Here is an 11,763-nt window from a genome sequence, read left to right as displayed (position 1 = left end):
GGGATGGAGAGTGTCGCGCCGCTGGCAATGTCGATGCCGGCTTCGAGCGCCGTGCCGCGCGAGCGCGCGCCGAGGATTGCTGCGGTGGCGCCGATCGCCACCGCCATCAGCAGTGCCACGGTCGCAAGCTCCAGCGTTGCCGGCAGCCGGTTGAAGACAAGGCCAAGCACGTCCTGGCGCAGGGAGATCGAGGTGCCGAAATCGCCATGCAGCACGCCGGCGAGCCAGATGAAGAACTGCTGCGCGATTCCCTTGTCGAGCCCGTAGAGCGCACGCAGCCGCGCAATGTCGTCATTGCTGGCGCCGGGCGGCAGCATCATGGCGATCGGGTCGCCGGGCGCGACGCGGATGACGACGAAGACGACGATGGCGACGCCGAACAGCGTCACCAGCATCGTCAACAGACGAACGAAGAATCTCTGCAGCAGCATGCTGGCCTAATCACTCTAAACGGACTCCCCCTCATCCGGCCCTTCGGGCCACCTTCTCCCCGAGGGGAGAAGAGGTCGCAAACGGCTGAGCCGGCCTGTTCTCCCCAACGGGGAAAGGTGGCCGCGAAGCGGCCGGATGAGGGGGCCTGCCGGGCGAAGACCGGCAGGGGCAAGGCCGACAATCAGGCCGGCGTCATCAGCGCCGGCAACAGCGCGCCGGACACGTGCTGCACGACATTGACCTTCTTCGAGTGCACGATCGGCTGCGCATACTGCATCAGCGGCAGCACATAAGCCTGCTCGGCGATGTACTTGTCGACGGCCTTCCAGCCGGCGATGCGCTTGGCCTCGTCCTTCTCGCCCCACAGCGGGTTGATCATGTCGATCAGGTCCTGGCTGTCCCACACCGAATGCGGGCTCGGGCCGTACATGGCAAAGCCCGTCGAGGTGGTCGGGTCGCCGATCGAGTTGCCCCAATTGTAGAAGGCGGCCGGCGCCAGCTTGTCGGCGGCGCGCAGCTCGTAGTGCTTGGCGATCTCGTAAACCTCGATTTTGGCCTCGATGCCGACCTTGCGCCACATGCCGACGATCGCCTGGATCATCTCATAGTCCTTGGGCTTGAAGCCCTTGGTCGTCTGTATCGTAAATTTCACCGGCTTTTCCGGCGAGTAGCCGGATGCGGCGAGCAGTTCCTTGGCCTTGTCCGGATTGTGCTCGACCTTGATCGACGGATCGAAGGCCGCGTATTCCGGCGTCTCCAGCGTTGCGATCGGCAGGCCGTAGCCGCGCAGCAGGCGCTTGACCAGAAGCTCCTTGTCCACCGCCATCACCGCCGCCTGGCGGACATTCTTGTCCAGCATCGCCTCGATGTCGTTGAAGAAGATCATGCCGATGTCGGAGACGTTCTTGATCGAGCCGGCGAGCCCGTCCTTGGCGATCAGCCGGTCATATTCCTCATAGGGGATTTCGAGCGTCACCTGCGAGGAGCCGGACTCGATCTCGGCAACGCGGCTCGCCGCGTCGGTGACGAATTTGATCGTCACATTCTCGAAGGCCGGCTTGGTGCCCCAATAATGCGGGTTGGCCTTCAGCCGCAGGAAGGCGTTGCGCTCGAATTTGTCGACCATATACGGCCCGGTGCCGATCGGCGCCTTCTCGAAGCCTTCGGCGCCGACCTTCTCGTAATAGGCCTTGGGCAGGATGTAGCCGGTCAGGAACGACATCCATTTGAAATAGACCGGGTCGAACTGCACGACGTCGCCGGTGATCTTGTTGCCGTCGATCTTGAAATTGTTGACGTTCTTCCAGACGAACTGGATCGGGTTGCCGGTCTTCTCGTCGCCGGCCCGCTGCAGCGACCACACCACGTCCTCCGCCGTGAAGGGCGAGCCGTCATGCCATTTCACGCCGTCGCGAACCGTCATCATCACCTTGGTGCGGTCGTCGTTCCAGCCCCATTCGGTGAGCAGGCCCGGCGTGAAGGAAAGGTCCGGCTTCTGGCCGATGATCTGGTCGAACACCGACTGATAGAGGCCCTGGATGGTCGGGTTGACGGCCGAGGGGCCGGTCGTCGGGTCCCAGGAGGGCAGGTTGACGTTGTAGGCGATGGTGAGTTCGTCCGCCGCCTTGGCCGCCCTCGGCAGGCCGAGCGTCGCGGCACCGATCGCCGCGGCGCCATACCCAAGCAAGTCACGTCTGTTGATGGTCATGGTCGTTCCCCTTGTTGGTTGTCATTTGTCCGCGCGGCGTTTTTTCATTCGGGTGGTGGGCAACCGCGCCTTGTCCATCCCGGAATCTCTTTGGCTCAACCTCCTCCCAGCTGTTGGGCGAGCATGTAGCCGGAGCCCGCGCCGGTGCCGGCGCCGGGCCATGTCGCGGCGCCGGTGAGGAAGAGGTTCGAGACCGGCGTGGTCCAGCGCGCGAAGCCGCGCGCCGGACGGAACAGGAAATTCTGCGCCAGATGATGGCTGCCGCAGACCTGGTCGCCGCCGACGAGGTTCGGGTTCTCGCGCTCGAGGTCGAGCGGCGAGAACACCGCGCGGCCGAGGATTTTCTGCCGAAGGCCCGGCGCGTAGCTCTCGATGATGTCGAGCACGCGCTCGGCATAGGCGTCCTTGACGGCGTCCCAGTGAGTGGAGGCGATCTTGCCGGCCGCATCGCCGAGGATCTGCGCCGGCAGCATGCGCACCTGCACCCACAGCACATGCTTGCCCTGCGGGGCGCGCGACGGATCGACGGCCGTCGGCTGACCGACCACGAGCACGGGCTGATCGGGCAGCAGGCCGGCGATTGCCTGCTGGTAGACGCGCGACATGGCGTCGAGCGACGGCGCCAGATGCACATAGGCGAATTGCCGAAGCTCGGCGCCGGCGCTCCAGCCCGGTAGGTCGTCCATCGCCAGATGGACCATCATCGTGCCCGGCGCATGCCGGAATTTTTTCATCGCCGCGTCGAAGCCAGCGTCGCCCGAGCCATTGGGCAGCAGCTTGCCCGGGAGCGCTTTCGGCGCGACGCCGGCAATGACGGCCCTGGTCGCGACATGGGTTTCGCCGGATGCCAGCCTGACCCCGGTCGCCTTGCCGCCGGAAACCATGATCTCGGCGATTTCCGCGCCGGTCGTGATCTTGCCGCCGGCCGCCGTCACCATGCCGGCCAGGGCACGGATGATGGTGTCGGCGCCGCCCTTGCCCAGCACCATGCCGAAACTCTGGTTGGCCATCGATTCCAGATAGGGGAACACGGCGCCCCCGGCGATGTCGGGCGCGAAGTCGAGATGCATGCCCCAGGCCGCGAGCGTCGTGCGCACATGCGGCGTCTCGAAATTCTCCTCCAGCCACGCGCGCGGCGATGACAGCAGCAACCGAGCCGTATCGAGCGCGCCGGCGATGCCCTTCTTGCGCCACAGGTTCCAGCCTGTGCCGGCCAGCGCTCTTGCGCTCATCGGTGAACCCAGCAGGCGGAACAGGTGCTCGGCCTCGCCTGGGAAGGCGCCGACCAGCCTGCGCCATGCGGCTGCGTCCGCCGCTGAGAAGGCGGCCAGCCGCGACGCCGTCTTTTCGAGATCGTTGCTGACGCCGAACCATGTCCCGTCCGGGAAGGCGCTGGCGAAACAGTCGGCGACGGGCGCGAACTCCAGCCCGTGGCTTTTCAATTCATTTGCATATTTCCGGTGGAAGGCCGAGCCGGCGAACAGGCTCAAATTCATCGCGCCGAAATCGTGCCGGAAGCCGGGAAGCGTGTATTCGGCGGTCCGCACCGCGCCGCCGATTGCCTCGCTGCGCTCGAAAACCGCTATTTTCCAGCCTTTGAGCGCCAAATGCGCGGCGCATGCCAGACTGTTGTGGCCCGCCCCGACAAATATGGCGTCGAACTCGCTCACGCCCCGCCCCAAAATGCTTTATGCTTAAAGATAATTGCAGATGCATATGTTTTCGTCTAGTAGGTATATTAAGGGCCGCAACGAGCCTTGATGATCACGAACTAGAGGGAACGAAAGACCATGGATACGCAGAAACTCCTGGGCGAGGTCGCCAGCCAGCTGCTTTCGGGAGGGATCAAGGTGGTCGACCTGACGGCGCCGCTCGGGCCGGATACGCCGCTGATCAAGTTGCCGCCGGAACTCGCCGTCGACACGCCGAAGGTCGAGATCCACTCCATCTCCAAATATGACAAGAACGGCCCGTGGTGGGCCTGGAACTGGCTGAAGCTCGGCGAGCATTCGGGCACGCATTTCGACGCGCCGCAGCACTGGATCACCGGCAAGGACTATCCGGACGGCGCCACCGACACCATTCCGGCGCAGAATTTCATCGGCCCGGTCAACGTCATCGACTGCTCGGCGGAAGCCGCGGCGGACCACGATTTCCTGCTCACAGTCGACCACATCAAGGCCTGGGAAGCCAAGCACGGCGCCATCAATCCCGGCGAGTGGGTGGTGATGCGCACCGACTGGTACAAGCGTAACGGTTCGGAAGCCGAGTTCCTCAACGCCAACGAGACCGGCCCCCACACGCCCGGCCCGACGGCGGAAGCCATCCAGTTCCTGATCAGCAAGGATATCAAGGGCTGGGGTTCGGAGACGATCGGCACGGATGCCGGTAAAGCAGGAGGGATGGAGCCGCCGTTCCCGGCGCACACGCTGATGCACAAGGCCAACCGCTATGGCCTCGCCAGCCTGTGCAACCTCGACCAGCTGCCGCCGAAGGGCGCGATCCTGATCGCCGCTCCGCTCAAGATCGAGCGCGGCACCGGCAGCCCGATCCGCGCGCTGGCGCTGGTGCCTCGGGGTTAAAGCCAAGGCCACGACGATGAGCGACATCGATCACATCATCGTCGGCAGCGGCATCAACGCCCTGGTCTGCGCGGCCATGCTTGGCGCCAAGGGCGCCAAGGTGCTCGTGCTCGAGCGCAACGACCGCATCGGCGGCTGCATGCGCACCGAGGAGATCACTGCGCCCGGCTTCGTCCATGACGTGATGGCGACGACCTTCGTGCTGTTCATCACCTCGCCGGCCTTTGCCGCGCTTGGCAAGGACCTCGCGCGGCACGGGCTGGAGTTCTGCCACACCGCCACGCCGACAGGCGTGCTCACGCCCGACGGCAGCCATGCCGTTATCACCACCGACCGCGCCGCCAACATCGCGGCGCTGAACCGGACCGCGCCCGGCGACGGCGACCGCCATGGCGGCGATGTCGGCGGCATCGAGCGCAATGCCGGGCTGCTCTTCGGCCTGCTCGGTGGCGCGCTCTGGTCCTATCCGACGACGAAGCTTATCGCCGGCGAGGCCTGGCGGCGCGGCCCGCGCGATCTTGCCGCCTTCATGGGCGAGGCGCTGGTGCCCGCGCGCGGCTGGCTGGAAACGACTTACGCATCCGAACTCGTCCGCGCGCTCTGGGCGCCCTGGGTGCTGCATGCCGGGCTGGGTCCTGAAGACGCCTTTTCCGGCCAGATCGCCCAGGTCATCGCTTTCGCGCTGGAGGCGGCCGGCGCGCCGATCGTCAAGGGCGGCGCGAAAAACCTGCTCGCCGCCTTCGAGGCGCTGATCAAGGAACGCGGCGGCGAAATCCGCGTCAACGCCGATGCCGCCTCGATCGTCCAGGCCGGCGGCCGCGCTACCGGCGTGCGTCTGGCCTCCGGTGAAACGCTGACGGCGGGAAAGAGCGTCATCTGCTCGGTCACGCCGACGCAGCTCTATGGCCGCCTGCTCGGCAAGGATGCGCCGGAGGTGGCAACAAAAGCCACGCAGTCCTATCGCTACGGCAAAGGCAACTTCCAGATCCACTACGCCCTGAACAAGCCGCCCGCATGGCGCGGCGAGGGCCTCGGCAAGGTGGCGCTGCTGCATCTGACGCCGGGGCTCGACGGTGTCTCGAAAGCCTGCAACGAGGCGGTGCGCGGCCTGCTGCCGGAAGTGCCGACCATCTGCGTCGGCCAGCCGCACGCGCTCGACCCGTCACGCTGCCCGGAAGGCAAGGCGATCCTGTGGCTGCAACTGCCCGAGGCGCCGCGGCACATCAAGGGCGATGCCGCCGGCAAGCTCGAAGTGCCCGCCGACGGCCGCTGGACCGACGCGCTGCGCGAAGCCTATGCCGACCGCGTCGAGGCGATCCTTGCCAGCCACATCGAGGGTTTTCACGATACCATCATCGCGCGCCGCGCCTATTCGCCGGCCGATCTCGAAGCGATGAACATCAATCTGGTCGGCGGCGATCCCTATGGTGGCTCATCGACCATCGATCAATCCTTCCTGTGGCGGCCGTTCAAGGCGAGCCGCAACCACGAGACCGGCATCAAGGGCCTCTACCACATCGGCGCTTCGACCCACCCGGGCGCCGGCCTCGGCGGCGGCTCCGGCTTCCTTCTGGCGGGGAAGCTGTGATGGAACAGAAGCTCGCGGAAAGGCGCCAGCGCATCTCGACTCTCGGCCAGATCGGCTTGCAGCAATTCGCGCCCTATCTGATGAACCGCATCATGGGCCGCTACAACGCTACTTTGCGTGACGACTTCCGCAAGCAGGGCCTGACCATTTCGCAGGTGCGGACGCTGGCCGTGCTCTCGGTTACCGACGGTGTCACCGTCAACGATCTCTCGGTCTACACGGTGATCGAGCAATCGACCTTGAGCCGCACGCTCGACACGCTCGAAGGCCAGGGCCTGGTGCGGCGCGAGCAGGGCGTTACCGACAGCCGCATCCGCCATGTGTTCCTTACCGATGACGGCCGTGCGCTCTTCACCCGCGCCTGGCCGGCCATGCACGACGCCTTCGAGGCGATGTTCGACGGTGTCGACGACGCCGAATATGCGGCCCTGATCGCGATCCTGCAGAAGATGCTGAAGAACATCCGCAAGCACGACATCTGAGTTGACGTACGCGCCGCCCGATTGCGGCAACGGAAGGAGGCAGAGATGGCCGAACGGTCTTTTGCCAAGGAAGTCGAAAAGCTGAGGCTGGGCGCCGGCGAGGAGTTCGCGGGCGAAGGCATCCTCGCCATCACCAAGGCGCTGCTGCAATGCGGCGTCGGCTATGTCGGCGGCTACCAGGGCGCGCCGATCAGCCATCTGATGGATGTGCTGGCCGACGCGCAGGATATCCTGGGCGAGCTCGGCGTGCATTTCGAGGCGAGCGCTTCCGAAGCGACCGCCACCGCCATGCTTGCCGCCTCCGTGCACTACCCGATCCGGGGTACCGCCACCTTCAAGTCGACCGTCGGCACCAATGTCGCCTCCGACGCGCTGGCGAACCTGGCGTCCGGCGGCGTCACCGGCGGCGCGCTGATCATCGTCGGCGAGGATTATGGCGAGGGCTCCTCCATCATGCAGGAGCGCAGCCATGCCTTCGCCATGAAGAGCCAGGTCTGGCTGCTCGACCCGCGTCCGAACCTGCCGTCGATCGTCAAGGCGGTCGAGGACGGCTTCGAATTGTCGGAGGCCTCCAACACGCCGGTCATGCTGCAGGTGCGCATCCGCTGCTGCCACGTCCACGGCCACTTCATCGCCAAGGACAACAAGCGCCCGCCAATGTCTGTCGCCGATGCGCTGTCAGCGCCGCGCCGCGACACCGGCCGCATCGTGCTGCCGCCAGCCTCCTTCCTGCACGAGAAAGAGAAGGTCGCCAAGCGCTGGCCGGCGGCGGTCGATTTCATCAAGAGCCGCAAGATCAACGAGATGTTCGGCTCCGACCACGGCTCGGTCGGCATCGTCATGCAGGGCGGCATGTACAATTCCGTCATCCGTGCGTTGCAGCGGCTCGGCCTTGCCGACACCTATGGCGACACCGACGTGCCGCTTTATGTGCTGAACGCCGTCTACCCGCTGGTCGACGACGAGTTTCTCGCCTTCTGCGAGGGCAAGCAGGCGGTGCTGGTCGTCGAGGAAGGCCAGCCCAATTACATCGAGCAGGCCTTTGCCGCGATGCTGCACAAGGCCGGGCGCGGCACCAGGCTGGTCGGCAAGGAGCATCTGCCGATGGCCGGCGAATACACCGGCCAGGTGATGCTCGACGGCATCGGCTCCTTCCTGCGCGCCAACGCCCCGCATCTTTTGCCGGGCGAAGTCCGCGCGCCGAACAAAACGGGCGAGGGCGTCGATACCGCCGATCTCATCAATGTCGTGCCCGGCCGGCCGCCGGGCTTCTGCGTCGGCTGTCCGGAGCGGCCGATCTTCGCCGCGACGAAGCTGGTCGAGCAGGAGCTCGGCAAGCATCACATCGCTTCCGACATCGGCTGCCATCTGTTCTCGATCATGCCGCCCTTCGAGCTCGGCGCCACCACCATGGGCTACGGGCTCGGGCCGGCGTCCGCCTCCGCCTTCAATTCGCCGGAAGCAAAACGCCGCTCGATCTCCTTCGTCGGCGACGGCGGCTTCTGGCACAACGGCCTGACCTCCTCGATCGGCAACGCCGTCTTCAACCGGAATGACGGCGTCATCGTCATCGTCGACAATTTCTACTCGGCCGCCACCGGTGGCCAGGACATCTTGTCCTCGCGCGCCTCGAACCGCACCAAGTCGACAAAACATCCGATCGACGAGGCAGTGAAGGGCATGGGCGTCAAATGGCTGCGCCATATCGACCGCACCTATGATGTCGGCAAGATGCGCGACACGTTGCGCGACGCGCTGACCACCGAGGAGAAGGGGCCGAAGGTCATTGTCGCCTCGTCCGAATGCATGCTGAACCGCCAGCGCCGCGAGAAGCCGCTGGTCGACAAGGCGATCAAGGGTGGTGAGCGCATCGTGAAGCCCAAGTTCGGCGTCGACGAGGACATCTGCACCGGCGACCATGCCTGCATGCGCCTCTCCGGCTGTCCGTCGCTGTCGGTGAAGTCGCTCGACGATCCGCTGCGCGACGATCCGGTTGCCTCGATCGACCAGAACTGCGTCGGCTGCGGCAATTGCGGCGAGGTGGCGGATGCGGCCGTGCTCTGCCCGTCCTTCTACCGCGCCGATGTCGTCCACAATCCCGGCCGCTGGGACCGCCTCCTGGAGAGCGCGCGCCGTGCCGTGATCGGCCTGTTGCAGCGCCGCCGCGAAAGCCGCCGTTTGACGTTCGCCGATGCTTGACCAGGCCTCCCCCCTGCGCCCGAAGGCGGGCGCTTTAGATGACGAGCGGGTGATAAAACTCGCTGTGCTCGCCGTCGGCGGCCAGGGCGGCGGCGTGCTCGCCGACTGGATCACCGATGTCGCCGAACGCAACGGCTATATCGCGCAATCGACCTCCGTGGCCGGCGTCGCCCAGCGCACCGGCGCGACGATCTATTACATCGAGATGGCCCGCGACACCGGCCGGCTGCCGGTCTTCGCGCTGTCGCCGTCGCAGGGCGACGTCGATATCCTGATCGCCGCCGAGTTGATGGAGGCCGGCCGCGCCATCATCCGCGGCTTCGTCACGCCCGAGCGCACGACGCTGATCACCTCTTCGCATCGTATCGCCGCCGTCTCGGAAAAGATCGAGCCGGGTGACGGCCGCGCCTCGTCGGAGAAGGTCCGCGCGACGGCTGAGGCCGCGGCCAAGCGCTTCATCGCTTTCGACATGGAAAAGATCGCCGCCGACAACGGCACGATGATATCCGCCAGCCTGCTCGGCGCGCTGGCCGGTTCCGACGCGCTGCCCTTCACCCGCGAAAGCTACGAGCAGGCGATCGGCGCCGGCGGCCGTGGCGTCAAGGCCAGCCTCGCAGCGTTCGGCGCGGCCTGCGATCGTGCGCGCGGCATCGCGGCGGCGCCCGCCGGCGAAACGGCGGTGGCGAAACCTGCCGCGCCCGAAGCCCGTTCGACAGCGAAGGTCAGCGGCCCCGAAACGCTGTTGAAAGGCTGGCAGGAGCTTGCCGCCCGCGTCGCGGCGCTGCCGGAGCCGCTGCGCGACATGGCCGAACGCGGCCTGAGAAAGGTCGTCGACTACCAGGACATCGCCTATGGCGGCGAATATCTCGACCGGCTGGACAAGGCGGTCGCGCTCGACAATGCGGAGCGCGGCTATGCGCTGTCGATCGCCGCGGCAAAGCATCTCGCCAACGCCATGTGCTACGACGACATGATCCGCGTCGCTGACCTCAAGACGCGTTCGACCCGCGACAGGCGCGTGCGCAAGGAAGTCGGGGTCAAGGAAGGCTCGGTCCTGCAGGTCACAGAATATTTCCATCCGCGCATCGAGGAATTCTGCGGCACGCTGCCGGCGGGGCTGGGCGGCTACATCGAGAGCCGGCCCAGGCTCGCCGCCTTCCTCGACCGCCGCATCAATCGCGGCCGCCATATCCGCACCGACAGTTTCACCGGTTTCGCCATGCTGTGGCTCATCGGCGGCCTGCGCCGCTGGCGCCGCCGCCTGCTACGCCACAAGGTAGAGCTCGAGCATCTGGAGCGTTGGTACGGCCTGGCGCTCGGCCATGCTCGCCAAGACTACGCCTTGGCCACCGAAGTCCTGAACTGTCGCCGTCTGATCAAGGGTTACAGCGACACCCATGCCCGCGCCCAGTCGAAGTTCGACCGCGTGCTCTCGGCGCTGCCGACGCTCAAGGGCCGCGACGATGCCGCCGCCTGGATCCGCCGCCTGCGCGAGGCGGCGCTGAAGGACGAAAAGGGCGACATGCTGGACGGCGCGTTGAAGACGGTGGCGACGCTGGGCAGATAGTCCGGCTCCGTAGACGCTCGAGCTACTGCCACGGATTGGCTATTCAATCGCTTCCCGTCCCGACACCTGCTCGACGAGGATCCGGAAAAAGACATGCGGCAGGTCGTCCGACACGGGAGGCGTGACAGGCTTGAGCGCGCCTGGCTCCCACCAGTCCGTGTGCTTGCTCAACACCGCCCAGGCATGATCGCGCTGGACCTTGTGGCCGACCCGGTCGGGCAGTTCCTCATAGCGGCCTTCGACGATCACGCTTTTCCAGCCACGTCCCTGCGTGTGTCCTTGCACTTGGGCGCACACCAGGGGATTGTCCCGCATCCAGTCGATCTTCTTGCCCAGCAGGGAGAATGCGTAGAGGTGGCTGTCGGCATAGGCGTAATTGAAGGGCACGACGTAAGGTTGCCCGTCCTTCGCGCATGCCAGATGTCCGGTGCGGTTGGCCGCCAGAAATTTCGTGCATTCCAGCGCAGAGAGCGTGCGGATCATCATCGCTATGAACTCCTGTTTCAACCGGCCTTCGGCCTTGAGGATCTCCGTCGATCGGTTCTTCCGAGGCTAGCGTAGGACCCATCCAGGCTCATTGATATGGATCAAGTTGTCATGGGCGAAGGCAAGGCCTGCCCGGCGCACCCCGGTCGGAACCATCGGCCGATCTGCCCCGGATCGATGCTAACGAAGATGTGATGCGCATCGCTCCGACGGAATTCGGCCTGTCCTCCGTTTCACGGAGGTAGGGACAAATTACGGAGACAACGCATGTTCACAAAATACTTTCTGCCCATCGCCTTGGCCGCCGGTACATTGGCGCTGTCGGCCGCCGGCGCGCAGGCCATGCCGCTTGTTAAGCCAAGCGCCGCGCCGCTGCCCATCGAAACCGTCGGCTGGCGCTGCGGCCCCGGCTGGCACATGAACCGCTGGGGCAGGTGCGTGCCGAACGGCCGGGTGATCATCCGCCCGATGCACGTGCGCCATTGGCACCCCGGCTTCTGGTATCACGGCCGCTGGCACCCCGGTTTTTGGAGCTGATGATCCATCGAGGGGATCGACGCCCGCGCCGACAACGGCGCGGGCGTTTTTTCTTTGGCTTCTCACACGAGGGGTTCATTCCCTGAAAACGTTCGTGATTGTCCGAAGCCCCTCAGCTTCGTCATCCACGGGCGGAGCGGGAGCGAAGCGGACGCGGAGACCCGAGGGTCCATTCCGTTACC

Annotated in this window: 10 protein-coding genes; 6 read left to right on the top strand and 4 right to left on the bottom strand. The window is 65.7% G+C overall.

Going from position 1 to position 11,763, the window contains the following annotated elements; all coding sequences use genetic code 11:
* The 3 genes from EOD07_RS07765 to EOD07_RS07755 form a co-directional block, all read right to left on the bottom strand.
* A partial coding sequence (locus tag EOD07_RS07765) for an ABC transporter permease (protein WP_164772108.1) occupies positions 1–431 on the bottom strand: 431 nt, incomplete at its 3' end.
* 182 nt (positions 432–613) lie between these two features.
* Positions 614–2,140 (bottom strand): ABC transporter substrate-binding protein, encoded by a 1,527-nt coding sequence (locus EOD07_RS07760; RefSeq protein WP_041001493.1) that lies wholly within the window; start codon positions 2,138–2,140, stop codon positions 614–616.
* A gap of 95 nt (positions 2,141–2,235) precedes the next feature.
* Positions 2,236–3,810, bottom strand: coding sequence for an NAD(P)/FAD-dependent oxidoreductase (locus tag EOD07_RS07755; RefSeq protein WP_127234766.1), 1,575 nt, complete (start codon positions 3,808–3,810; stop codon positions 2,236–2,238).
* Positions 3,811–3,930: 120 nt separating this feature from the next.
* On the opposite strand from EOD07_RS07755, the gene EOD07_RS07750 reads away from it, so the two are divergent.
* From EOD07_RS07750 to EOD07_RS07730, 5 genes are read left to right on the top strand one after another with little or no spacing between them, the layout of a single operon-like run.
* The gene (locus EOD07_RS07750; protein WP_073989454.1) at positions 3,931–4,722 is read left to right on the top strand and encodes a cyclase family protein; all 792 of its coding nucleotides are present in this window, start codon (positions 3,931–3,933) and stop codon (positions 4,720–4,722) included.
* A 16-nt stretch (positions 4,723–4,738) separates the two neighbouring features.
* Complete coding sequence (locus tag EOD07_RS07745; protein WP_127234764.1) at positions 4,739–6,310, top strand: NAD(P)/FAD-dependent oxidoreductase; 1,572 nt, start codon at positions 4,739–4,741, stop codon at positions 6,308–6,310.
* Positions 6,310–6,792, top strand: coding sequence for a MarR family transcriptional regulator (locus tag EOD07_RS07740; RefSeq protein ID WP_041008280.1), 483 nt, complete (start codon positions 6,310–6,312; stop codon positions 6,790–6,792). The genes EOD07_RS07745 and EOD07_RS07740 overlap by 1 nt, the downstream gene beginning before the upstream one ends.
* A 45-nt stretch (positions 6,793–6,837) precedes the next feature.
* Positions 6,838–8,991 carry an indolepyruvate ferredoxin oxidoreductase subunit alpha gene (locus EOD07_RS07735; RefSeq protein ID WP_127234762.1) on the top strand — a complete coding sequence of 718 codons (2,154 nt, stop codon included), beginning with the start codon at positions 6,838–6,840 and terminating at the stop codon, positions 8,989–8,991.
* Entirely contained in the window at positions 8,984–10,558 is a 1,575-nt protein-coding gene (locus EOD07_RS07730; protein ID WP_127234760.1) for an indolepyruvate oxidoreductase subunit beta family protein, read from the top strand. Before EOD07_RS07735 ends, EOD07_RS07730 begins: the two co-directional genes overlap by 8 nt.
* Before the next feature lie 39 nt (positions 10,559–10,597).
* On the opposite strand, the gene EOD07_RS07725 is transcribed toward EOD07_RS07730, so the two are convergent.
* On the bottom strand, positions 10,598–11,044 hold the full coding sequence (locus EOD07_RS07725) for a pyridoxamine 5'-phosphate oxidase family protein (protein WP_073989513.1): 447 nt from the start codon (positions 11,042–11,044) through the stop codon (positions 10,598–10,600).
* A gap of 267 nt (positions 11,045–11,311) precedes the next feature.
* Between EOD07_RS07725 and EOD07_RS07720 the strand changes: the two genes are divergently transcribed.
* On the top strand, positions 11,312–11,581 hold the full coding sequence (locus EOD07_RS07720) for a hypothetical protein (protein WP_127234758.1): 270 nt from the start codon (positions 11,312–11,314) through the stop codon (positions 11,579–11,581).
* The last annotated feature ends 182 nt before the right edge of the window (positions 11,582–11,763 follow it).

The organism is Mesorhizobium sp. M2C.T.Ca.TU.002.02.1.1, from assembly GCF_003997225.1.
The sequence above is the reverse complement of the archived record's forward strand: the minus strand, read 5'-3'. Positions and strand labels throughout refer to the sequence as shown.